At 67.4% G+C, this 23,137-nt stretch carries 24 protein-coding genes; 6 read left to right on the top strand and 18 right to left on the bottom strand.

The features are described from left to right. Window position 1: 1 nt before the first annotated feature. The 15 genes from nuoL to AX750_RS21535 all read right to left on the bottom strand — a co-directional run bounded on the left by nuoL (window position 2) and on the right by AX750_RS21535 (window position 12,613). Window positions 2-2,047, bottom strand: coding sequence for an NADH-quinone oxidoreductase subunit L (gene nuoL / locus AX750_RS21605; protein WP_066716364.1), 2,046 nt, complete (start codon window positions 2,045-2,047; stop codon window positions 2-4). A 24-nt stretch (window positions 2,048-2,071) separates the two neighbouring features. After that, on the bottom strand, window positions 2,072-2,380 hold the full coding sequence (gene nuoK, locus AX750_RS21600; protein ID WP_066716367.1) for an NADH-quinone oxidoreductase subunit NuoK: 309 nt from the start codon (window positions 2,378-2,380) through the stop codon (window positions 2,072-2,074). After that, window positions 2,377-3,000: an NADH-quinone oxidoreductase subunit J gene (locus AX750_RS21595; RefSeq protein ID WP_066716370.1), complete on the bottom strand. Its 624-nt coding sequence runs from the start codon at window positions 2,998-3,000 to the stop codon at window positions 2,377-2,379. The genes nuoK and AX750_RS21595 overlap by 4 nt, the downstream gene beginning before the upstream one ends. A gap of 131 nt (window positions 3,001-3,131) precedes the next feature. Then, window positions 3,132-3,620, bottom strand: coding sequence for an NADH-quinone oxidoreductase subunit NuoI (gene nuoI, locus AX750_RS21590; RefSeq protein WP_066716373.1), 489 nt, complete (start codon window positions 3,618-3,620; stop codon window positions 3,132-3,134). A gap of 18 nt (window positions 3,621-3,638) precedes the next feature. After that, entirely contained in the window at window positions 3,639-3,869 is a 231-nt protein-coding gene (locus tag AX750_RS21585) for a hypothetical protein (RefSeq protein ID WP_066716381.1), read from the bottom strand. Between the two features lie 2 nt (window positions 3,870-3,871). Further along, window positions 3,872-4,081: a hypothetical protein gene (locus AX750_RS21580; protein ID WP_066716384.1), complete on the bottom strand. Its 210-nt coding sequence runs from the start codon at window positions 4,079-4,081 to the stop codon at window positions 3,872-3,874. Next, window positions 4,081-5,100 carry an NADH-quinone oxidoreductase subunit NuoH gene (gene nuoH, locus AX750_RS21575; RefSeq protein WP_066716386.1) on the bottom strand — a complete coding sequence of 340 codons (1,020 nt, stop codon included), beginning with the start codon at window positions 5,098-5,100 and terminating at the stop codon, window positions 4,081-4,083. Before nuoH ends, AX750_RS21580 begins: the two co-directional genes overlap by 1 nt. Before the next feature lie 6 nt (window positions 5,101-5,106). Beyond that, a complete protein-coding gene (nuoG, locus tag AX750_RS21570) occupies window positions 5,107-7,170 on the bottom strand; it encodes an NADH-quinone oxidoreductase subunit NuoG (protein WP_066716388.1) in 2,064 nt (687 codons plus the stop codon). Between the two features lie 11 nt (window positions 7,171-7,181). Beyond that, on the bottom strand, window positions 7,182-7,412 hold the full coding sequence (locus AX750_RS21565) for a hypothetical protein (protein WP_066716589.1): 231 nt from the start codon (window positions 7,410-7,412) through the stop codon (window positions 7,182-7,184). Window positions 7,413-7,417: 5 nt separating this feature from the next. Then, on the bottom strand, window positions 7,418-8,722 hold the full coding sequence (gene nuoF, locus AX750_RS21560) for an NADH-quinone oxidoreductase subunit NuoF (protein WP_066716391.1): 1,305 nt from the start codon (window positions 8,720-8,722) through the stop codon (window positions 7,418-7,420). A 10-nt stretch (window positions 8,723-8,732) separates the two neighbouring features. Further along, window positions 8,733-9,662, bottom strand: a complete 930-nt coding sequence (nuoE, locus tag AX750_RS21555) for an NADH-quinone oxidoreductase subunit NuoE (RefSeq protein ID WP_066716394.1) — start codon at window positions 9,660-9,662, stop codon at window positions 8,733-8,735. Next, complete coding sequence (locus AX750_RS21550; protein ID WP_066716400.1) at window positions 9,662-10,852, bottom strand: NADH-quinone oxidoreductase subunit D; 1,191 nt, start codon at window positions 10,850-10,852, stop codon at window positions 9,662-9,664. The genes nuoE and AX750_RS21550 overlap by 1 nt, the downstream gene beginning before the upstream one ends. A gap of 12 nt (window positions 10,853-10,864) precedes the next feature. Next, window positions 10,865-11,470, bottom strand: a complete 606-nt coding sequence (locus AX750_RS21545; RefSeq protein ID WP_066716591.1) for an NADH-quinone oxidoreductase subunit C — start codon at window positions 11,468-11,470, stop codon at window positions 10,865-10,867. 128 nt (window positions 11,471-11,598) lie between these two features. Next, a complete protein-coding gene (locus tag AX750_RS21540; protein ID WP_066716403.1) occupies window positions 11,599-12,183 on the bottom strand; it encodes an NADH-quinone oxidoreductase subunit B in 585 nt (194 codons plus the stop codon). Between the two features lie 64 nt (window positions 12,184-12,247). Continuing rightward, window positions 12,248-12,613 (bottom strand): NADH-quinone oxidoreductase subunit A, encoded by a 366-nt coding sequence (locus tag AX750_RS21535; RefSeq protein ID WP_156446405.1) that lies wholly within the window; start codon window positions 12,611-12,613, stop codon window positions 12,248-12,250. Window positions 12,614-12,910: 297 nt separating this feature from the next. Between AX750_RS21535 and AX750_RS21530 the strand changes: the two genes are divergently transcribed. Beyond that, window positions 12,911-13,225: an HdeA/HdeB family chaperone gene (locus AX750_RS21530; protein ID WP_066716408.1), complete on the top strand. Its 315-nt coding sequence runs from the start codon at window positions 12,911-12,913 to the stop codon at window positions 13,223-13,225. A 5-nt stretch (window positions 13,226-13,230) separates the two neighbouring features. Then, the gene (locus tag AX750_RS21525; RefSeq protein ID WP_066716410.1) at window positions 13,231-13,857 is read left to right on the top strand and encodes a D-Ala-D-Ala carboxypeptidase family metallohydrolase; all 627 of its coding nucleotides are present in this window, start codon (window positions 13,231-13,233) and stop codon (window positions 13,855-13,857) included. Window positions 13,858-13,860: 3 nt separating this feature from the next. Here AX750_RS21525 and AX750_RS21520 read toward each other — a convergent pair whose 3' ends face one another. Both AX750_RS21520 and AX750_RS21515 read right to left on the bottom strand, forming a co-directional pair. Continuing rightward, on the bottom strand, window positions 13,861-14,631 hold the full coding sequence (locus tag AX750_RS21520; protein ID WP_066716413.1) for a substrate-binding domain-containing protein: 771 nt from the start codon (window positions 14,629-14,631) through the stop codon (window positions 13,861-13,863). Between the two features lie 140 nt (window positions 14,632-14,771). Continuing rightward, window positions 14,772-17,420, bottom strand: a complete 2,649-nt coding sequence (locus AX750_RS21515) for an ATP-binding protein (RefSeq protein ID WP_197426506.1) — start codon at window positions 17,418-17,420, stop codon at window positions 14,772-14,774. A 143-nt stretch (window positions 17,421-17,563) separates the two neighbouring features. Between AX750_RS21515 and AX750_RS21510 the strand changes: the two genes are divergently transcribed. Further along, the gene (locus AX750_RS21510) at window positions 17,564-18,001 is read left to right on the top strand and encodes a response regulator (protein WP_197426507.1); all 438 of its coding nucleotides are present in this window, start codon (window positions 17,564-17,566) and stop codon (window positions 17,999-18,001) included. 1 nt (window position 18,002) lies between these two features. Further along, on the top strand, window positions 18,003-19,259 hold the full coding sequence (locus AX750_RS21505) for a pilus assembly protein TadG-related protein (protein ID WP_066716418.1): 1,257 nt from the start codon (window positions 18,003-18,005) through the stop codon (window positions 19,257-19,259). 9 nt (window positions 19,260-19,268) lie between these two features. Here AX750_RS21505 and AX750_RS25705 read toward each other — a convergent pair whose 3' ends face one another. Further along, window positions 19,269-20,204, bottom strand: a complete 936-nt coding sequence (locus AX750_RS25705; RefSeq protein ID WP_068075045.1) for an EAL domain-containing protein — start codon at window positions 20,202-20,204, stop codon at window positions 19,269-19,271. 21 nt (window positions 20,205-20,225) lie between these two features. On the opposite strand from AX750_RS25705, the gene AX750_RS21495 reads away from it, so the two are divergent. Both AX750_RS21495 and AX750_RS21490 read left to right on the top strand, forming a co-directional pair. Beyond that, window positions 20,226-21,716: a chlorohydrolase family protein gene (locus AX750_RS21495; protein ID WP_066716422.1), complete on the top strand. Its 1,491-nt coding sequence runs from the start codon at window positions 20,226-20,228 to the stop codon at window positions 21,714-21,716. Further along, a complete protein-coding gene (locus AX750_RS21490) occupies window positions 21,713-23,107 on the top strand; it encodes an amidohydrolase family protein (RefSeq protein WP_066716423.1) in 1,395 nt (464 codons plus the stop codon). The genes AX750_RS21495 and AX750_RS21490 overlap by 4 nt, the downstream gene beginning before the upstream one ends. Window positions 23,108-23,137 lie beyond the last annotated feature (30 nt).

The following is a 23,137-nucleotide window of genomic DNA, read 5'->3' as shown; positions in this document are numbered from 1 at the left end:
CTCACCCGCGCGCCACGAGATACCAGGTCACCAGGCCCGCGACGCCCATGAGCATGGCGAAGGCATAGTGGTAGAGATAGCCGGTCTGCAGCCGCACGACCCGGTTGGTGACGTCGACGACGCGGGCGGAGATGCCGTCCGGGCCCATGCCGTCGATGACGAAGCCGTCGCCCTTCTTCCAGAGAAATTTCCCGATCCACATCGCCGGCTTCACGAACAGGAAGTCGTAGATCTCGTCGAAATACCACTTGTTGAGCAGGAAGCGGTACAGGACCGGATTGGCGGCGGCGAGCTTGCCCGGCACGTCAGGCCGGCGGACATACATGTACCACGCCAGCGCCAGGCCGATCAGCATGGCGACGAAGGGCGACCAGATCACCCATTTCGGCACCTCGTGCATCTCGTGCAGGATGTGGTTGTCCTTGCCCGTGAAGAGCGCGGCTTTCCAGAAGTGCTCGTAGTCGTGGCCGATGAACGCCTCCTTGAAGGCCCATCCGGCGCCCAGCGCGCCGAGCGAGAGCACGGCGAGCGGAATCAGCATCACCAGCGGGCTCTCATGCGGCTTGTGGTCATGGCCATGGCCGTGGTGGTCGTCATGCGCATGAGCGGCATGGGCGTGGGCGTGATCGTCGTGACCATGGGCGGCGTGAGCCTGATCAGCATGACCATGCGCGTCGTGGCCGTGGCCGGCCCAGCGCGGCTTGCCCTCGAAGGTCATGAAGTAGAGCCGCCAGGAGTAGAAGGAGGTGAAGCAGGCGGCGACGACCAGCAGCACGAAGGCGTAAGACGCCGCGAAGCCCTTATGCGCCACGGCGGCATAGGCGCTCTCGATGATCGCGTCCTTGGAGAAGTAGCCGGCGAGCAGCGGGAAGCCGGTCAGCGCCAGCGTGCCGATCGTCATGGCGGCGGCCGTCAGCGGGATGTGCTTCCGCAGTCCCCCCATGTTCCGCATGTCCTGCTCGTGATGCATCGCGTGGATGACCGAGCCGGCGCCGAGGAACAGCAGCGCCTTGAAGAAGGCGTGGGTGAAGAGGTGGAAGACGCCGGCCGAATAGGCGCCGACGCCCAGCGCGACGAACATGTAGCCGAGCTGCGAGCAGGTCGAATAGGCGATGACGCGCTTGATGTCGTTCTGAACGAGGCCGACCGTGGCGGCGAAGAAGGCGGTCGTCGCGCCGACGACGATGACGACGGTGAGCGCCACAGGTGCGTATTCGAAGATCGGCGACAGGCGCGCCACCATGAAAACGCCGGCGGTGACCATGGTCGCCGCATGGATCAGGGCCGAGACCGGGGTCGGGCCCTCCATCGCGTCCGGCAGCCAGGTGTGCAGCAGGAACTGGGCCGACTTGCCCATCGCGCCCATGAACAGCAGCAGCGCAGTCAGCGTCAGCGCGTTCCAGTCATAGCCGAGGAAGCGGAAGCTCTTCTCGGTCAGGCCGGCGATCTGCGGGAAGATGGTGTCGAAGGCGACCGAGCCGGTCAGCACGAAGACCAGGAAGATGCCGAGCAGGAAGCCGAAATCGCCGACGCGGTTGACGATGAAGGCCTTCATGGCGGCGGCGCAGGCGGAGGGCTTCTGGTACCAGAAGCCGATCAGCAGATAGGAGGCGAGGCCGACGCCCTCCCAGCCGAAGAACATCTGCAGCAGGTTGTCCGCCGTCACCAGCATCAGCATGGCGAAGGTGAAGAGCGAGAGATAGGCGAAGAAGCGCGGCCGGTGCGGATCCTCGTGCATGTACCCGATCGAGTACAGGTGCACGAGCGAGGAGACGGTGTTCACGACGACCAGCATCACCACGGTCAGCGTGTCGATGCGGAAGGCCCAGTCCACCTGCAGCCCGCCCGAGGACATCCAGGTCGCGACCTGGACGCGCGTGGTGCCCGAGCCGAAGCCGACATTGAAGAAGGCGATCCAGGACAGGACGGCCGAGACGACGAGCAGCGAGGTGGTGACGATTTCCGAGCCGCGCGCGCCGATCAGCCGGCCGAAGAGGCCGGCGATCAGGAAGCCGATCAGGGGGAGGAAGACGATCGCGTGATACATGGGGCGGATCCGGGCGCTGGCGCCTCAGCCTTTCATCATGTTGATGTCTTCCACCGCGATCGTGCCGCGGTTGCGGAAGTAGACGACGAGAATGGCGAGGCCGATCGCCGCCTCGGCCGCCGCCACCGTCAGGACCAGCAGCGCGAAGACCTGCCCGACGATGTCGTTCAGGAAGCTCGAGAAGGCGACGAAGTTCAGGTTGACCGAGAGCAGGATCAGCTCGACCGACATCAGGATGACGATGACGTTCTTCCGGTTCAGGAAGATGCCGAGCACGCCCAGCGTGAACAGGATCGCGCCGACAGCGAGATAGTGGCCAAGGCCGATCATCAGACGGTCTCCTCCGGCAGGGCCGCGCCCGGCTGCACCTTCTTGACGTCCATCGCGGTCGCCTTGGTGCGGGCGTTCTGCTGCACGATGTCCTGGCGCTTGATGCCGACGCGCTCGCGCAGGGTCAGCACGATCGCGCCGATCATCGCGACGAGCAGGACGAGGCCCGCCGCCTGGAAGTAGTAGACATATTGCGTGTAGAGTACCCGCCCGAGCGCCTCGGTGTTGGTGATGCCGGATGGGATCGCTGCGACGGGCGCGCGCACGATCTGCGGGTCGATCACCCAGGCGCCGACCACAAGGAGCAGCTCGACCGCGAAGACGAGGCCGATCAGCGCCCCGATCGGCAGATAGTTCAGGAAGCCCTGGCGGAACTCGGCGAAATCGACGTCGAGCATCATCACGACGAAGAGGAACAGCACCGCCACCGCGCCGACATAGACGACGATCAGCAGCATCGCCAAAAACTCGGCGCCCAGCAGCAGGAAGAGCCCCGCCGCGTTGACGAAGGCGAGGATCAGGTAGAGCACCGAATGGACGGGGTTGCGCGAGGCCACCACCATGAACGCCGAGGCGACGGTGACACCTGCGAAGAGATAGAAGAAGGCCGCTGCGGCATTCATCTCGGTCAGCCTTTCCGCCCCTGCCGGCGGCTCTCGTGTTCCGTGCCGCCCGACTCTCGCCGGGCGTCGTTTGGAGCGTCTATAGTCAGGCCCACCGGCTGCGACAACCGCGCCCTGAGCCTGCCGGACCCTCAGCGATAGGGAGCGTCCATCGCGATGTTGCGCGCGATCTCGCGCTCCCAGCGGGCGCCGTTCGCGAGCAGCCGGTCCTTGTCGTAGAACAGTTCCTCGCGGGTCTCGGTGGCGAACTCGAAATTCGGCCCCTCGACGATCGCATCGACCGGGCAGGCCTCCTGGCAGAAGCCGCAATAGATGCACTTCGTCATGTCGATGTCGTAGCGCGTGGTGCGGCGCGTGCCGTCGTTGCGACGCGGGCCGGCCTCGATGGTGATGGCCTGCGCCGGGCAGATCGCCTCGCAGAGCTTGCAGGCGATGCAGCGTTCCTCGCCGTTCGGATAACGGCGCAGCGCATGCTCGCCGCGGAAGCGGGGGCTCTGCGGGTTCTTCTCGAAGGGGTAGTTGATGGTCGCCTTCGGCTTGAAGAAATAGCGCATCGACAGCGCGAACGCGCCGACGAACTCCTTCAGCAGCAGGCCCTTGGCGGCTTGTGCGAGCGACATCGCCTTCGTCCTTCCCTCTCAGCCGAACAGCGTCCGGCCGATCACATAACCCAGCACCGGCGTGACACCGATCATCAGAACGGCCAGCGCCAGCTTCAGCACGCGGATGCGGCGCTCGTAGTCGTCGCGTTCCGCCTGCGTCGTCGAACGATCGGTCCGGCGCAGCGCCGCGATGACGACGCCCGACACGATCCTGTATTCCAGCAGCCCCAACGCGAAGCCGAGGACGGCTCCGATCGCGCCCGCCATGCTCATCCCGGCACCAGCCCCAGCCATTGCACGGCGCGGCTCCCGAGGAGGCCCCCGAGAAAGACCGCGAAGATCCACCCGTTCCAGGCGAAGTCGAACATCGCGTCGACTGCACCGAACCACTGACCGCGCCAAGCGAAGTAGCACCCCGCGAAGAACAGCCCGCCGCCCGCCACCATCCCGGCCACCCCGCCGAGGACGGACGCAACCATCAGCGCGCCGGGCCCCAGCCCGTCAGCTGCAGCACGAAGGCGACCACCACCACGGAGACCAGCGAGAGCGGGAGGAAGACCTTCCAACCCAGCCGCATCAGCTGGTCGTAGCGGTAGCGCGGCACGAAGGCCTTCACCATCGCGAACATGAAGAAGACCAGGCAGACCTTGAGCGCGAACCAGAACACGCCCGGCAGCCAGGTGAAGGGCGCGATCGGGAACGGCGGCAGCCAGCCGCCGAGGAACAGGATCGTGGTCAGCGCGCACATGGTCATGATCGCCACGTATTCGCCGAGCATGAACAGCAGATACGGGGTCGAGGAGTACTCGACCATATAGCCCGCGACGAGCTCCGACTCCGCCTCCGGCAGATCGAAGGGCGGGCGGTTCGTCTCGGCCAGCGCCGAGATGAAGAAGATCACGAACATCGGGAAGAGCGGCAGCCAGTACCAGCCCAGCAGGCCGGCCTTGGTGTTCTGCGCCTCGACGATGGCGGTGAGGTTCAGCGAGCCGACGCAGAGCAGCACGGTGATGATGACGAAGCCGATCGAGACCTCGTAGGAGACCATCTGCGCGGCCGAGCGCAGCGCGCCCATGAAGGGGTATTTCGAGTTCGACGCCCAGCCCGCCATGATGACGCCGTAGACGCCGAGCGAGGAGATGGCGAGGATGTAGAGGATGCCGACATTGATGTCGGCGATCGCCCAACCCGGCGCGACCGGGATCACCGCCCAGGCGCCGAGCGCCAACAGGCAGGAGACGAAGGGCGCCAGGATGAAGACGCCCTTGTTCGAGCCCGACGGAATGATCGGCTCCTTGAAGGCGAACTTCAGCAGGTCGGCGAAGCTCTGGAACAGGCCGAAGGGGCCGACCACGTTGGGGCCGCGCCGCAGTTGCACCGCCGCCCAGATCTTGCGGTCCGCCAGCAGGATGTAGGCGATGAAGACGAGCAGGCAGACCAGCAGTAGCAGGCTCTTGCCCAGCATGATCGCGAGATCGAGAACGAGGTCCCAGTTCATGGCCGGTTACTCCGCCGCCTGCCGAAGCCGGCCCGAGGCCAGCGCCGAGCATTCGGCCATCACGGCGGAAGCGCGCGCGATCGGGTTGGTCTGGTAGAAATCCGCGACGGGCGAGGCGAAGCCCGCCTTGTCGAGCTTGCCGCCGAGCCCGGCGAGAGAAGCCAAGCCGCTGGCATCCGTCGTCTGCAGCGTGTCGAGCGCGGCGAAATGCGGGTGCGCCGCATAGAGCGCCTGGCGCAGCCCGGCCAGCGAGTCGAAGGGCAGCGTCTTCCCGAGCGCGGCCGAGAGCGCCCGCAGCACCGCCCAATCCTCGCGGGCATCGCCCGGCGGGAAGGTGGCGCGCGCGGTCATCTGCACGCGCCCTTCGGTGTTCACATAGGTCGCCGACTTCTCGGTGTAGGCGGCGCCGGGCAGGATGACGTCGGCGCGGTGGGCGCCGCGGTCGCCATGGGTGCCCTGGTAGACCACGAAGGCGCCTGCCGGCACCTCGACCTCGTCGGCGCCGAGCAGGAACAGCACATTGAGCGCGCCGGGCGCGAGCATGCCGGCGACGTCGAGACCGCCTTCGCCCGGCACGAAGCCGAGATCGAGCGCGCCGACGCGGGCGGCGGCGGTGTGCAACACGCCGAAGCCGTTCCAGCCTTCGCTCACGGCGCCGAGCGACTGGGCGGCCTTCGCCGCCAGCGCCAGCACGGCCTCGCCGTCGGCGCGGGCGAGAGCGCCCTGCCCGATCAGCACCATCGGCCGCTCGCCCGCCTTCTCCGCCTTGCCGGCGAGATCGGCCAGCGTGTCGGTGCCGGCGCCGAGGTAATCATAGTCATAGGTCAGGTCGGCCTGCTCGCCGATGAGCTGGATCTTGAAATCGCCGCGCAGCCAGCGCTTGCGGATGCGGGCGTTCAGGATCGGCGCCTCGCGGCGCGGATTGGCGCCGATGATCAGCAGCGAGGTCGCCTCCTCGATGCCTGCGATGCCAGCATTGAGAACGTAGCTGGCGCGGCCGAACTTCGGATGCAGCCTGGTGCCGTCCTGGCGGGCATCGAGATTGGGCGAGCCGAGCGAGCCGATCAGGCTCTGCAGCGCGAACAGCTCCTCCACCGCCGCGAGATCGCCGGCAATGGCGCCGATCTTCTCAGGCTTCGCCGCCTTCACCTTGCCGGCGATCAGCGCGAAGGCCTCGTTCCACGAGGCCGGGCGGAGCGCGCCGTTCTCGCGGATATAGGGCCGGTCGAGACGCTGCGTGCGCAGCCCGTCGACGATGTGGCGGGTCTTGTCGGAGATCCACTCCTCGTTCACCGCCTCGTTGAGGCGGGGCAGGATGCGCATGACCTCCTTGCCGCGGGAATCGACGCGGATGGCCGAGCCGACCGCGTCCATCACGTCGATGGACTGGGTCTTGGACAGCTCCCAGGGCCGGGCCTTGTTCTGGTAGGGCTTCGAGGTCAGCGCGCCGACCGGGCAGAGATCGACGACATTGCCCTGCAGCTCCGAGCTCATCGCCTGCTCGAGATAGGTGGTGATCTCCATATCCTCGCCGCGCCCGATGGCGCCGAGATCGGAACCGCCCGCGACCTCCGTGGTGAAGCGGACGCAGCGCGTGCACTGGATGCAGCGCGTCATCGAGGTCTTGACCAGCGGGCCGATATACTTGTCCTCGACGGCGCGCTTGTTCTCGGCATAGCGCGAGGTGTCGACGCCATAGGCCATCGCCTGGTCCTGCAGGTCGCACTCGCCGCCCTGGTCGCAGATCGGGCAATCCAGCGGGTGGTTGATGAGGAGGAACTCCATCACCCCCTCGCGCGCCTTCTTGACCATCGGCGACTTGGTCGAGACGACCGGCGGCTCGCCATTCGGGCCGGGGCGCAGATCGCGCACGCCGATGGCGCATGAGGCCTGGGGCTTGGGCGGGCCGCCCTTCACCTCGACGAGGCACATGCGGCAATTGCCGGCGATCGAGAGCCGCTCATGGAAGCAGAAGCGCGGCACCTCCGCACCCGCCGCCTCGCAGGCCTGCAGGACCGTGTATTCGGCGGGTACGTCGACCTCGATGCCGTCGATGATGAGTTTGGTCATCGTATTTTCTCTCAGTGCGGCATGTCGACCAAATCGAACCTGCGCTCGATCCGGTCCAGCCGCGCTTCAACCCCGTCGATACGCCGATTCACGCCGGCGATCGACAATTCGACCTTCGCCAAGCCTTCTTCGACGTTCGTCATGCGAACCTTGAGATCCCGGACATCGTCGATGACACGGTCCAGCTTCGCGTCCATGCGCCGAAGCATCACCAGCACGATGTTGTCGGGCTCTTCGCTCATCGTCGTCACTCCGCCGCCATCATGCGCACGGGCTCGCTGTGCGGGTTGGCGGCATAGTCGTCGATGCGCTGCTCGATCTCGTGACGGAAATGCGCGATCAGGCCCTGGATCGGCCAGGCGGCGGCATCGCCGAGCGCGCAGATCGTGTGTCCCTCGATCTGCTTGGTGACGTCGAGCAGCATGTCGATCTCGCGCTTCTGGGCGCGGCCCTCGGCCATGCGCTCCATGACGCGCCACATCCAGCCCGTGCCCTCGCGGCAGGGCGTGCACTGGCCGCAGCTCTCATGCTTGTAGAAATGGCTGATGCGGGCGATGGCGCGGACGATATCGGTCGACTTGTCCATGACGATCACGGCCGCCGTACCGAGGCCCGACTTCAGCTTCGACAGCGAGTCGAAATCCATCGGCGTGTCGATGATCTGCTCGGCCGGGACCATGCGCACCGAGGAGCCGCCCGGGATGACCGCCTTGAGGTTGTCCCAGCCGCCGCGAATGCCGCCGCAATGCCGGTCGATCAGCTCGCGGAAGGTGATGCCCATCACCTCTTCCACATTGCACGGCTTGTTCACATGGCCAGAGACGCAGAATAGCTTGGTGCCGACATTGTTGGGGTTGCCCAGCGCCGAGAACCAGGCCGCGCCGCGGCGCAGGATGGTCGGTGCCACCGCGATCGACTCGACGTTGTTCACCGTGGTCGGGCAGCCATACAAGCCGACATTGGCCGGGAATGGCGGCTTCATCCGCGGCATGCCCTTCTTGCCCTCGAGGCTTTCGAGCAGGGCCGTCTCCTCGCCGCAGATATAGGCGCCGGCGCCGTGATGTACGTAGAGATCGAAGGGATAGCCGTGGACGTTGTCCTTGCCGATCAGCTTCGCCTCATAGGCCTCGTCGACGGCGCGCTGCAGCGCCTCGCGCTCGCGGATATATTCGCCGCGGATATAGATGTAGGCCGCATGGGCACCCATGGCGAAGGAGGCGATCAGGCAGCCCTCGACCAGCGTATGCGGGTCGTTGCGCATGATCTCGCGGTCCTTGCAGGTGCCGGGCTCCGACTCGTCGGCATTGACGACGAGGTAATGCGGCCGCCCGTCGTTCTGCTTGGGCATGAAGGACCATTTCAGCCCGGTCGGGAAGCCGGCGCCGCCGCGCCCGCGCAGGCCCGACTTCTTCATCTCGTCGATGATCCAGTCGCGCCCCTGCTCCAGCAGGAACTTGGTGCCGTCCCAGGCGCCGCGCGCAATGGCGCCCTTCAGCGAGAGGTCGTGAAGGCCGTAGAGATTGGTGAAAATACGATCGCGATCGGCGAGCATCGTCCTGACCTCACTTCACCGGCTTGTCGGCGGGCGCGCCGGCGGATTTGGCCGACTCCGCGGCGGACTTCGCATCGACCTTGCCACCGGCGGCCGGGGTGTCGTTGGCGGCGCTCGTCGGCTGGCCCGGTTCGGACGGCTTCGGGCGGCCCGGCGCCGCGGTCTCCGTCGCCGGCTTTGTCGCCGCAGCCGGCGTCGCGTCGGTTTTGCTCGCTTCAGCCTTCTTGGCCTCCGCCTCGGCCGCGGCCTTGGCGGCGGCGGCTTCGGCGGCCGCCTTGCGCTGCTCGGTGACGCGCTTCTGCCAGTCGCCGGCGCCGATCACCGAGCCGTCATAGAGGGCCGGGTCCTTCAGCGTCTCGCCGCCGCCGACCGGCTCGGATCCGGAGCGGCCGATCTGCGAGCCCGTCTTGACCGGGCGGCCATGGCGCAGATCCTCGAGCAGCGCCTTGAAGTTCTCGGGCGTCAGATCCTCGTAATAGTCGAAATTGATCTGCGCCATCGGAGCGTTGCAGCAGGCGCCGAGGCACTCGACCTCGAGCCAGGAAAGCTTGCCGTCGGCGCTGACCGTCGATTGCGGACCGATCACGTCGAGGCAGACCTTCTTCAGCGCCTCCGCCCCGCGCAGCGCGCAGGGCGTGGTGCCGCAGAGCTGGACGAAATGCTCGCCGACCGGCTGCAGGTTGAACATGGTGTAGAAGGTCGCGACCTCCATCACCCGCATCGGCGCCATGCCCAGCTTGCGCGCGACCGCCTCGATCGCGGCCCGCGGCAGCCAGCCGTCATGCTGCTCCTGCGCCTTCCACAGCAGCGGGATCACGGCCGAGGCCTGACGCCCCTCCGGATATTTGGCGATCTGCTGGTCGGCCCAGTTCTCGTTCGCCGCGTCGAAGGCGAAGGAGGCGGGCTGGACGGCATCGGGGGCGAGACGACGGACGGACATCAGCGGTCAACTTCACCAAAGACGATATCGAGGGAGCCGAGGATCGCGGAAACGTCCGCCAGCATGTGCTTGCGGCACATGAAGTCCATTGCCTGGAGATGGGCGAAGCCCGGCGCCTTGATCTTGGCGCGGTAGGGCTTGTTGGTGCCGTCGGCGACGAGATAGACGCCGAACTCGCCCTTGGGCGCCTCGACGGCGGCGTATACCTCGCCCTCGGGGACCTTGAAGCCCTCGGTGTAGAGCTTGAAGTGATGGATCAGCGCTTCCATCGAGCGCTTCATCTCGCCGCGCTTGGGCGGCACCATCTTGCCGTCGAGCGCCGAGATCCGCCCGCCGCCATCGGCCGAGAGCAGCTTCTCGCAGCACTGCTTCATGATGCGCACCGACTGGCGCATCTCTTCCATGCGGATGCAGTAGCGATCGTAGCAGTCGCCGTTCTTGCCGATGGGGATGTCGAAATCCATCTCGGCATAGCACTCATAGGGCTGCGACTTGCGCAGGTCCCAGGCGGCGCCGGAGCCGCGCACCATCACGCCCGAAAAGCCCCATTTCCAGCAGGTCTCGAGATCGACGACGCCGATGTCAACATTGCGCTGCTTGAAGATGCGGTTGTCGGTCAGCAGACCCTCAAGGTCGTCGCAGGTCTGCAGGAACGGGTCGCACCACTCGGCGATGTCGTGGATCAGCGAGGGCGGCAGGTCCTGATGCACGCCGCCGGGCCGGAAATAGGCCGCATGCATGCGCGCGCCCGAGGCCCGCTCATAGAAGACCATCAGCTTCTCGCGCTCCTCGAAGCCCCAAAGCGGCGGCGTCAGCGCGCCGACGTCCATCGCCTGCGTGGTGACGTTGAGCAGATGGGAGAGGATGCGGCCGATCTCGGAATAGAGCACGCGGATGAGCTGGCCGCGGCGCGGGACCTCGACGCCCATCAGCTTCTCGACCGCCAGGCAGTAGGCATGCTCCTGGTTCATCGGCGCGACATAGTCGAGCCGGTCGAAATAGGGCATCGCCTGGAGATAGGTCTTCGCTTCGATCAGCTTCTCGGTGCCGCGATGCAGCAGGCCGATATGCGGATCGACGCGCTCGACGATCTCGCCGTCGAGTTCCAGCACGAGGCGCAGAACGCCATGGGCCGCCGGATGCTGCGGGCCGAAATTGATCGAGAAGTTCCGGATGTTGTGCTCGGTCATGTCCGGCTCCGATCAGACCGTTTTCGCCTTCTCGTCGCCCGGCAGGACGTAATCCGTCCCTTCCCAGGGCGAGAGGAAATCGAAGTTGCGGAATTCCTGGTTGAGCTTCACCGGCTCGTAGACGACGCGCTTCTGCTCGTCGTCGTAGCGGACCTCGACATAGCCGGTCAGCGGGAAGTCCTTGCGCAGCGGATAACCCTCGAAGCCATAGTCGGTGAGGATGCGGCGCAGATCCGGATGGCCCGAGAACAGGATGCCGTAGAAATCATAGGCCTCGCGCTCGTACCAGTTCGCGGCCGGGAAGACCTCGATGATCGACGGGACCGGCGTCGCCTCGTCGGTCTGCACCTTCACGCGGATGCGGCGGTTCGAATAGGGCGCCAGCAAATGGTAGACGATGTCGAAGCGCTTCTCGCGGCCGGGATAGTCGGCGCCGGCGATGTCGGTGAAATTGACGAAGCGGAAGCGGCGGTCGCCGCAGAGCGTCTTCATCACCTCGACGATCGAGGCCGCTTCGGCATGGATGGTCAGCTCGTCGAAGGCGACGACGGCCTCGGTGACCGCGCCCGGCAGCGCCGCCTTGATCTCTTCGCCGAGTTGTACGAGCGCTTCGCTCATCATCTCACCTTCGTTGACCCATCTGCGTCACGGTGGGGTCTGGCCCGACCGTCTCATGCAGGATTGGGCCCAATCCCTGTCCTGTCCGTCGCGAGCCGGCCGGGCGAGGCCCGACCGACGGATACGGCCTAGCGCTCGATCGTGCCCGTGCGCCGGATCTTCTTCTGCAGCAGTAGCACGCCGTAGAGCAGCGCCTCCGCCGTCGGCGGGCAGCCCGGCACATAGATATCGATCGGCACGATGCGGTCGCAGCCGCGCACCACCGAATAGCTGTAGTGGTAGTAGCCGCCGCCATTGGCGCAGGAGCCCATCGAGATGACGTAGCGCGGCTCGGGCATCTGGTCGTAGACCTTGCGCAGCGCCGGAGCCATCTTGTTGGTCAGCGTGCCGGCGACGATCATCACGTCCGACTGGCGCGGCGAGGCGCGCGGCGCGAAGCCGAAGCGCTCGACATCGTAGCGCGGCATCGAGAGCTGCATCATCTCGACCGCGCAGCAGGCAAGGCCGAAGGTCATCCACATCAGCGAGCCGGTGCGCGACCAGTTGATCAGGTCGTCGGTCGCGGTGACGAGGAAGCCCTTGTCGGCGAGTTCGCTGTTGATCGCCGTGAAGAAGGGGTCGCGCTGGCCGACCGGCAAGCCGTCCGGCCCGACGAGCCCCTTGGGCGCGGGCGCGACGAGCGGGTTCCCGCGGTCGATCGCTGTCATTGCCATTCTCGTATCCTCGTGAACCGTAACCGTCAGATATGCCTCGCGCTTTGCGCCTGCGAGGCGACAGTTAGTCCCACTCGAGCGCACCCTTGCGCCATTCGTAGACGAAGCCGACGGTCAACACGCCCAGGAAGACCATCATCGACCAGAAACCATACCAGCCGAGCTCGCCGAAAGCGACCGCCCAGGGGAAGAGGAAAGCGACTTCGAGGTCGAAGATGATGAACAGGATCGCCACCAGATAGAAGCGCACATCGAACTTCATGCGCGCATCGTCGAAGGCGTTGAAGCCGCACTCATAGGCCGAGAGCTTCTCGGGGTCCGGCTTCGAATAGGCGATCGCGAAGGGAGCGATCAGCAGCGCCAGGCCGATGAACGCCGAGACGCCGAGGAAGATCACCAGCGGCAGATAGTCGTTCAGCAGCGACGGCACCGGAAGAGCTTGCATGGACGATCCCGCCTCAAAACGGACGCGGCACCGCGCCGCCGCTGTCGATTAGACCTTGCTTTAGAATGAAGCAAGACTCTGCCGCGCTGCAGCATCGCGCAGCGGGGTTGAATACCGCGCAGGATGAACGATTTCTCTCGATCGCGCCGCGGCCTCCGGCGGCATCGCCCGAATTTCGCCGCAGAATGCCGGCTTCCCGCTAGCCGCACAGGACGCGACACGACACACTCGCGTCGAATCGACTCATCCGCGTTTCGCCGCGATGTCCCAGAAGAGGCACCCATGCCCGCGCATCTCCGGTCTCTGTTCGCCGCCCCGCTCCTCCTGGTCGCCGGGCTGCAGCTCGCGCAGGCTGAGGCGCTCGACCTGTCGCGGGCGAGCTGTGCCGATTTCGTCTCGATGAACGAGAACGACCGCACCCAGCTCTCGCTCTGGCTGGCGGGTTATTTCGCCGGGAGTGCGATGCGTCCGCTGCTGGACACCGACAAGGTGACAGCCGCGCCCGCCGCGCTGGCGGAACTCTGTGCCAAATCCCCGCAACTCGCCCTCGTCGGGGCCGAGACGCGCGCCGTCTTCATCCCGGCGCCGACGCCCTGATTTTCATGGCCCGACGCTTCCCGATCGCGCCGAGCCTGGCGCTGGCCCTGTCCTGCGCGCCGATTGGCACCGTCTTGGCGCAGCAGGAGGGGCAGATGATGCGCGCGCCGCTGCCGCCGCAACGTCCCTTCGATCTGGATCTTCTGGGCAGCCCGCCCTTGCCGCCGATCATCGTGCCGCCGGCTCCGGCTGCCGACGGCCCTCCCCCGGCCGCCAACGCTCCGCTGACCAGCGAGCCGGACGAGGATGAGGGGCCGGAATGGCCGCAACTCACGCCGGGACAGAAGGCTGGCGCCGAGCCCGCTTTCGACCCCAACGAAAAGCCGGAGCGTCCCGGCATCTCAACCGATCCCGGCACCTCGATCGCCTGCCTGCCGCCACGGCTGAAGACAATCCTGAACCAGATTTCCGACAAATACGGGGCGGTGAAGGTCACCTCGACCTGGCGCCCGCCCTGGCGGGCGCGGCGCGGCTCCTATCACAAGCGCTGCGAGGCGATGGACTTCCGCGTGCCGGGGGTCCGACCGCGCGCCGTCATCGAATGGGTCCGGACCCTGCCCGAGGTCGGCAGGCACAAGGTCTACTGGAACGGCATCCTGCATATCGACACGGGGCCGCGGCGCCCCTGGTGAGGCTCACTCCGGCGCGCGCTCCATGCCCTTCTCGGCCAAGATGCGCCGCGCGGCATCGCCCTGCAGGAAGGCGAGGAACGCCTTCGCCGGAGCCGAGCTGGCCGAGCCGGTGGCGAGACCGCCGGTGTAGACGGTGTAGTTCTGAATCTCGGCCGGCAGCGGCCCGACCAAGACGGCGCCGGGAACGGCGAGGATCTCGCTGATCTGGTGGATGGCGAGATCCGCCTCGCCGGTGACCAGCCGCTGGGCGACGAGTCCGCCCGGCACCAGCACGGCCTTGGCACGGATCGGCTCGGCGATGCCCATGGTCTCGAGCAGCTTCGAGAAGTAGATGCCGCTCGAGCCGCCGGCGGCCGGGTCGATATAGGCCACCTTGCGGGCTTCCAGCAGCGCCGTCTTGAAGGCAGCGACTGTGGCGATGTCGGGACGCGGCGCCCCCTCCTTCACCGCGACGCCGACAGAGGTCCGCGCCAGATTGACCGGGGTCCCCGCTGCCATCTTGCCGCTGGCCACCAGTTCGTTCACCGCGGCGGGCGTCAGCACCGCGACATCGAAGGCCTCGCCCCCGCCGATGCGGCGCAGCAGTCCGCCGGCCGTATCGTTGTCGATGACGAGCTTGTGGCCGGTGCTCTTCTCGAACTCCGGTGCGACGGCGGTCACGATCGGCTTGAAGGCCCCCGCCGTCAGGATCTTGATCTCGTGGGCCGAGGCCGGTGCGGAGAGACAGGACAGCAGGCCGGCGGCGGCCAGGACAATGGCTGAACGAAGACGCATGGTGAACTCCCCCGCCCGCGCGACCGGGCTCCCTCTGGTGGCGTCACGACTAGGGGCTGTCCGTGACCGCAGCAACGGGACAGATGCCACTGTTTCGCGGCCGCCGATCACAGGCTGGTGAGCTGGGGAGCGCAGCGTCCTCACGCAGCGCGGGCCATCGCCGCCGCGATCTCGCGATGGGTCTGCAGCAACAGGCCCGAGACCTCCGCGATCTGCTCCGCGCCCGGCGGTGTCTGGTCCTCGCGCGCCGCGCGCTCCATCTCGGCCGCAGACGCCGCCAGCCTTTTGGCACCGAGGTTCGCGCTCATCGATTTCAACGCATGGGCACAGGCTGCGATCCTGTCGACATCGCCGGCCCGCGTGGCTTCGGCCAGACGGTCCGCCTCCTCCAGCGACTTCACCCTGTAGAGCTCGGCGATGCGCTGAGCAGTCTCGATCGAGCCATTGGTCATGGCGATCAGATCCTGCAGCACCGACTCGTCCAGGCAGGGTGTCTCGTCGGGCGCCGCTTCGGACACAGCCTCCGGCGCGGGCCGGCCTTCCTCTCCCGCCGCGAAGGCCGAGAGAACCTCACCTAGTCGTGCAAGCGTGAAGGGCTTGTGGACCACGTCATCCATGCCGGCCTCGCGCCAGGCATCGGCCGCCGTGCCGACGACATGAGCGGTCAGGGCGACGATGGGCAAGCGGGCCCGCCCCGTCTCGGCCTCGCGGGTTCGGATGGCGCGGGCGGCCTCGAAACCGTCCAGGCCGGGCATGCTGCCGTCCATCAGCACGAGATCGAAGGCCTCGCGCTCCACCGCGGCGACGGCCTGCAGCCCGTCCTCGACGAAACGCGCCACGATGCCGAAGCGACGCAACGCGGCATCGGCGACCTCGCGGTTGACCTCGCTGTCGTCAGCGACGAGCACGCGCAGAGCCGGATAGTGCGGGGTCTCGCCCGCCACGGCGCGGCGGATCTCCGCACGCCGCAGCGGCGCGCCCTCGCGCAGCGCCGATAGCACCGCCCGGAGATCGCGCTGTTGAACCGGCCAGGTCAGCACCTCGTCCGCGCCCGCTTCGATCAGGGCGCTGGGATCCTGGGTCGCAGCTGCGACGACGAGGACCACCGCCGCCCTGCCCTTGGCCGCCGCAAGCCCCGCGGGCGAGGTCACGATCAGATCGAGGCCGGCGGCCGCGGGCTCGCCCGCCTCGTAGCCTCCCACGGCCAGCGCGCGCGCCAGCATGGCCGCCGTCTGGCCCTGTTCGAGCAGGATGGCCGCACTCCGGCGCTGACCGGAGAGCGCCGGCCGCTCGTTGAGCGCGGGGACAGCGGCGATCGGCAGTGCGAAGGAGAAGGTGCTGCCTTGTCCGAGTGTGCTGCGGACCTCGAGCGTTCCGCCCATGGCGGCGACGAGCTGGCGCGCGATGGAGAGCCCAAGCCCCGTGCCGCCATGGGTGCGGGTGGTCGACTGGTCGGCCTGGGAGAAGGATTCGAAGATCGTGCCGAGCTTGTCAGCCGGGATGCCGATGCCGGTGTCGGTGACCGAGAAGCGAAGCGCCCCCTCGCCTTCCCGCGTCAGCGCCACGGTGACGCCGCCCGCCTCCGTGAATTTGAGTGCATTGTTGACGAGATTTCCCAGCACCTGGCCGAGGCGCACGGGATCGGCCGTGATCGTCAGACCTGGCGGCGTCTCGAACAGGCCGCAGAGGTCGAGTCCCTTGGACAGGGCGCGATCGCCGAAGAGCTGGAGTACCGCGTCCACCGATTCCTCGGGGTCGATCTCGAGCGTCTCGACCTCGAGCTTGCCAGCCTCGATCTTCGAAATGTCGAGAATGTCGTTGATGATCGCGAGCAGGCTGGTGCCGGAGCGCGCGATGACCTCCGCCTGGCGGCGGGCGCGCTGCGGCAGCTCGCCGGCGGCCAGTAGCTCGGCCATCACGAGGATGCCGTTCATCGGCGTGCGGATCTCGTGGCTCATCGTCGCCAGGAAGTCGGACTTCGCCTGGTTCGCGCGGTCGGCCGAGAGCGCGGCGCGCTGATAGTCGGCGGTGCGGTCGGCGACCTCGCGTTCCAGCCGGTTGCGGTGGTCGGCAAGCCTCTGGTCGCGCTCGCGGATGTCACCGAGCATGCTGTTGAAGCTGTCGACCAGGATGCCGATCTCGTCGCGGGGCCCGGCCGGCAGCGTCACCGTGTAGTCGTGCTCCCGGCGCACGCGCATCATGGTCTGCGTCAGCACGCCGAGGGGACCCGTGATGCGTCCCTGCAGGCGCAGCGCCAGCGCAATCGCGACCAGCGTCGCCACCGCGCCCGTCAGCAGCGTCTCCTCGACAGCGCGGCGGATCAGCGCCGGCAGGTCGCGCGTGTCGGCGATGACCCGCAGGCTGCCGACCGCGGCGCCGCCATGAATGACCGGCACGACGGCCTCCATCGAGCGGCTGCGGAGGATCGCCGAAAGCGACCAGCGCGTCTGCGGCCCGTCCACGACGAGATCGCCCGCGAGTTGCTCGGTCGCGCCGATCTCGGCCAAAGCGCGACCGTCGCTGGTCTCGATGCCGGCATAGGTGATGCCCTTCAGGCGCGAAATCGCGTTGATCGCCTCTTGAGCTGCTGCGGAATCGTGGTCGGCCGTGGGACGGGCAGCGGCGGCGGCGATGGCGAAGCCGGTGTCGAGCACGGCGTCGCGCCGCGAGACACCATAGCTCTCAGTCTCGCGCCACACCGAGACGGCCACGAGCACCCCGCTCGCCAGCAGCGTCGAAGCCACGACGAGGAGGATCAGGCGGGTACGGATCGACAGCTGAAGACGCATGCGCATGCCTGACGATAGGCCGCCCATGCTTTCCCAATTCCAAACTCGATTGCGAATAAGTCGAAAGAGTCGGAACGGTTTATTTGCATCTGCGCGTCAGGGTTCTCGCTCAGGCACCAGAACGGTGCCGCGGGAGCGTTGCGATGACGATGACGGGCGAAGCCTGCATCCCATTCACTTACGTGCTGAACGATCGACTCTCGATCCTGGCGGTCGATGACGACCCGATCCAGCGCGAATTCTGCGCCGTCTATCTCGCCGGCCCGCAGGCCGACGTCACCACGGCCGCCTCCGCGGAAGAAGGCCTCGCGCTGCTGGAGACCACCGCCTTCGGCGTCGCGCTGGTCGATGTCGACATGCCGGGGATCAACGGCATCGAAATGGTCCGCCGTCTGCGGGCCGACCGGCGCTTCGACGACCTCCCCGTGATGGTCATCACCGGCCGCGAGGACGTCCTGTCGATCGACGAGGCCTATGCGGCCGGCGCGACCTCCTTCATGTGCAAGCCGGTCAACTGGCGGCTGCTCGGCCACCAGATCCGCTTCATGGTCCGGGCGCATCGCGCCCTGGCGGCGGCCTGAGATGGCGGCGCGGCTGACAGGGCTGCTGCGGCGCCTGCTCGGTTGCGAGCGGGGCGGCACCATCGTCGCGATGGGCGTCGCGCTGCCGGTGCTGGCGATGGGCGCCGGCGTTGTCGTCGATTACGGCATCCTGTCCGAGCAGCGCCAGGCCTTCCAGACCGTCGCTGACGCCTCGGCCCTGGCGGCCGCCCGCGAGTTCCGCCTCGCCAACGCCACGCCGGCGACGGTCCAGACCGCCGCCGAGAAGTTCGCCAAGGCACAGCTCGCGGCCGTCAACCAGACCGCTACCGTCGCGACCTCCGTCGACCTCAAGAAGTTCTCGGTGACGGTCGACGTGTCGACCGTGGCGCGGACCAACATCATGCACATGTTCGGCCAGGACATGGTCACGGTGGCGGCGAGCGCGACCGCGCGCGTGCTCGGCACGGCCTCGATCTGCGTCGTCGGGCTCGAAACCACGAAGAACGAGACGATCTATCTCGAGAAGGAAGCCAAGCTCGAGGCGCCGGAATGCGCCGTCTATTCCAACTCGAACATGACGCATGGCCTCAAGGCGATGCAGAATTCGCAGATCCGCGCCCGCTTCATCTGCTCGGCCGGCGGCAGCTACAAGGACAAATACGACAGCTTCGTGCCGAGCCCGACGCTGGATTGCCCGGTGCTGAAGGACCCACTCGCTTCGCGCCCGCCCCCGTCGACCGGCGCCTGCGCCGCCACGGATCTGAAGGTGACATCCAGCACCACGCTCAGCCCCGGCACCTATTGTGGCGGCGTGCGCATCAGCAAGGGCGCCGTCGTCACGCTGAACCCGGGAATCTACGCCTTCAAGGACGGAAAGCTGGACGTCTCCGGCGGCGCGACGCTCAAAGGGGCGAATGTCGGGCTCTATTTCACCGGAAAGGGCGCCGTTCTGCGCTTCGATGCCGATACGAAGATCGATCTGACCGCGCCGCGTGACGGTGTGATGGCCGGCATGCTGGTTTTCGAGGACCGCAGCTCGCCGCTGAACCAGAAACACGAGATCCTGAGCAACGACGCCAAGGTTCTGCTCGGCACGCTCTACCTGCCGCAGGGCGAACTGAACATCGGCGCCAACAAGCCTGTCGCGGCTGATTCGGCCTACACCATCGTGGTGGCACGGCGGTTCACCCTTTCGGCCGGGCCGACCATGGTGATGAACGCGAAGTACTCGTCGACCAACATCCCGGTGCCGGAAGGCGTCGGTCCCGGCTCGACGGCGGCGCATCTAGCGCGCTGACCCGCCGCCTCAGGCCGGCGTGTCGGCGACCGCCGGCCAGCCCCCGCGCAAGAACTGATCGATCCGTTCGGCGGGGACAGCTGGCGAGAACAGATAGCCCTGAAGCAGGTGGCAGCCGGCAATGCGCAGGAACTGCTGCTGCGCGCGGGTCTCGACCCCTTCCGCCACGACCTTGAGGCCGAGTGCCCGCGACAGCGCCGTCACTGCCTGAACGATCGCGGCCGCTTTCAGCTCGCCGGTGCCGTCCACCAGAGACTTGTCGAGCTTGAGCTTGTCGATCGGGAGCTTCTGCAGATAGCCGAGGCTCGAATAGCCCGTGCCGAAATCGTCCAGCGCGATGCGGATGCCGGCGCGCCGCAGCACCTCCATCGTTTCGATGGCCCGCTCGAAATTCTCGATGATCCCGCTCTCGAGCAGTTCGAGCTCGATTTGGGCGGGCGCGCTACCCAATTCCGCGATGACCGCCAGCAGCCTTGCGGCAAAGTCCGGCGCCTGGAACTGCCGCGCGCTGATGTTCACCGCAATCGTGAGCTGCGGCCAGCGCAGCCCATCCGTGCAGGCCTGCCGGATCACCCACCAGTCCAGCGCATCGGCCGTCGCATCATCGACCACCTTGTCGAGGATGCCTCCCGGCCCCGCCACCGATCCGTCGGCGTTGACCGATCGCAGCAGGCATTCGACCCCGACGAACGTCTTCCCGTCCGAACCGACCTGCGGCTGATAGTAAAGTCGAGCGCTGTCGAGAATGTCGTCCTCGGAGGTTGAGCCGACGCCGATCCTGCGGGGGATTCGTCTCTTCCAGATGTAGGCGAAGCGCCGCGCCGGCTCAATGCCCGGGCGTGGTGGCGTGGATCTGCAACCGGCGACATCATTGCCGCGGCCGTGATGGGGCGTTTGAATGGTTCTCCTGGTCGGCCAACCCGCAGATTGCGAGGCGGGCGGCACATGGGTTGCAGGAGCCGCCGCATGACATTCGGCACGGACAGCAGGGGACGCACGCTGGTCAGCGGGCGATGGGTCGTCGGCCATCGCGGCGGCCGGCATGTCCTGATCGAGCGCGGCGAGGTGGTGTTCGAGGGCGGCGAGATCGTCTTCGTCGGGCACGGTTTTCCCGGCGAGGTCGCGCGCCGGGTCGACCGGCCGGACGCCCTGATCGCACCGGGCTTCATCGATCTCGATGCGGTCTGCGATCTCGATACCGCCGTGCTGAGCCTCGACAACACGCCCTCCTGGCGCAAGGGGCGCATCTGGCCGACAAGCTATATCGCGCGCGGGCCCTATGAGATGTACAGGCCCGAGGAACTCGCCTTCCAGAAGCGCTATGGACTGGCGCAGCTTCTGCGCAATGGCATCACCACGGCGCTGCCCATCGCGTCCCTGTTCTACCGCGCCTGGGGCGAGACCTATCAGGAATTCGCCGCGGCCGCCGAAGCGGCCGAGGATCTCGGCCTGCGGGTCTATCTCGGACCGGCCTATCGCAGCGGCCACACGCAAGTCGACGAGGCCGGCGCGGTCAGCCTCTTCATGGACGAGGCGCGCGGGCTCGCGGGTCTCGACGAGGCGATCCGCTTCTGCCGCGACATGGAAGGGCTGGCTGGCGGACGGGTCCGGACCATGCTGGCACCGGACCGGATCGAGAGCTGCACGCCGGAACTTCTGCGCCGCACCGCGGCCGCGGCGCGCGATCTCGACGTACCGCTGCGGCTGCACTGCCACCAGTCGCGCTTCGAGGTCGAGACGGTGATGCGGCTGCACGGGCTCTCGCCGACCTCGTGGCTGGACAGTCTCGGCGTGCTCGGCCCCCGTGTGCTGCTGCCGCATTTCACGGATTTTCCGAGCGTCGGCGGCGTTTCGACGCGCGACGCCGACCTCGCCGCCCTGCTCGCGGCCGATGCGACGGTCGTCCATTGCCCGGTGGTGATGGCGCGCAACGGCGCGGCGCTCGCAGGCCTGTCCGATCTCGTCGCACGGGGACTGCGCATCGGGCTCGGGACCGACACCTGGCCGCCGGACATGATCCTCAACATGCAGGTCGGGCTGATGCTCGGCCGGGTGATGGCCGGCTCGGTCAGCCAGCCGAGCAGCGCGCAGCTATTCGACGCCGCGACCTCGGCCGGAGCCGATGCACTCGGTCGCCCCGATCTCGGGCGGCTGATGCCCGGCGCGCGGGCCGATCTGATCGCGATCGATTTCGGCCATGACCGGATCGGGCAGGTGATCGACCCGATCCAGACCCTGATGCAGTCCAGCGCGGGGCGCGACGTCACCGACGTCTTCGTGGAGGGGCGCCATGTGCTCGTGGACGGTGCCATCCCCGGCTTCGACGCGGCAGCAGCCCATGCCCGCGCGCAGCGGCAGTTCGACGGGCTGATCGCCAAGTATCCAGAGAGGACCTGGGGGCACCCTCCGGTTTCGGAGATCTTCCAGCCGAGTTATCCCGTCGAGGCGGCGCCATGACGGAGGCTAGGCTCACGGTCCTCGGTAACGCCGTCGTCATTCCCGTCGACGGGAGCCGACTGATCCTCGACCGCGGCCATGTCGTCGTCTCGGACGGCGTGATCATCACGGTCGCAGAGGGGCGCTGGCCCGAGCCGTTTCCCGCCGAGGCCGAGCGCCTCGATTGCGAGGGTGCCATCCTGATCCCGGGCCTGATCGATCTGCATCTGCATGCCGGCCACGGCCTGACGAAGAATCTCGGCGGCGGCGTCGACAACTGGATGGCGACGGTCGGCGACGTCTATGCGCTGCATTCCGATCTCGCCTTCTGGACGGCGGATGCCGAGCTCCAGGCGCTGGAGCGGCTGATGGGCGGGACGACGCTCGCCGTGCCCTTCTTCGGCGGCGGCGACAATGTCATGCGCAGCGAGGACCCCGCCTTCGCCGAGGCGCATCTCGCCGCCGTGGCGGCGAGCGGCCTGCGCGAAATTCTGGTGATGGGCATCGATCGCCCGCCCTTTCCGAAGCGCCGACGCGACTGGGGCCGCGGCGGGGCCGAGCGCGCCATCGGGCTCGCGGACCAGCTCGCGACCATTGAGGCTGTCGTCACATCCTGGCGGGAGGCCGCCGATGGCCGGATCGACGTCGCCGTGTCCGCTCCGGTCGTCAGCGCGGCCGATTTCGCAGCCGGCGATCCGCAGGCGCAGCGTGCCATCGCCGACAGCGTCATCGCCGCCTGGGACCTCGCGCGTCGCAGCGGCAGCCGCTTCGTGCAGGACGGCCATCGCGACGGGTCGGTCGCCTTCATGGCCGAGCGCTTCGGCCTGTTCGACGAACACTCGGTCCTGGCCCATTGCATCGACCTGACGGAGTCCGACATCGCCACGATGGTCGCGCGCGGCTGCGCGGCCGCCTACACGCCGAGTTCGCTGATGGCGGTGTTCGGCTATTGCCCGGCGCCCGCCATGCTCGCCGCGGGGCTGCGCGTCGGGCTCGGCACCGACGGACCGGCGCCGGATCGCTCGCTCGATCTGTTCCGAACGATGTTCATGGCCCATCGCCACCAAGCGATCCGCTGGAAGGACCCGTCCGCCATCGACGCTTGGACGATCCTGGAGATGGCGACACGGGGTGGCGCCGCCGCGCTCGGTCTCGGCGACAGCCTCGGCTCGATCGAACCGGGCAAGCGGGCCGATCTCGTCGTGGTGTCGATGCGGGGCGCCCATCTCCATCCCGCCGACTTGCCGGTAGAACGACTGGTCTTCTTCGCCAACGCCGCCGATGTCAGCCATGTCATGGTTGATGGCCGCCTCCTGCTGCGCGACCGCGCGCCACTCACAATGGATGCCGGCGCGGTTCTCGACCGGGCGGGCGCTGCCTATGCGCTGATGAAAGAACGGGCAGGAATCTGAGCGAGAGCGCGGATTCCCCGCTTGACGCAA

It is taken from the genome of Methylobacterium sp. CCH7-A2 (genome assembly GCF_001557075.1).
Classification (GTDB): domain Bacteria; phylum Pseudomonadota; class Alphaproteobacteria; order Rhizobiales; family Beijerinckiaceae; genus Allobosea; species Allobosea massiliensis.
This window is presented reverse-complemented; position numbering and strand designations above follow the sequence as displayed.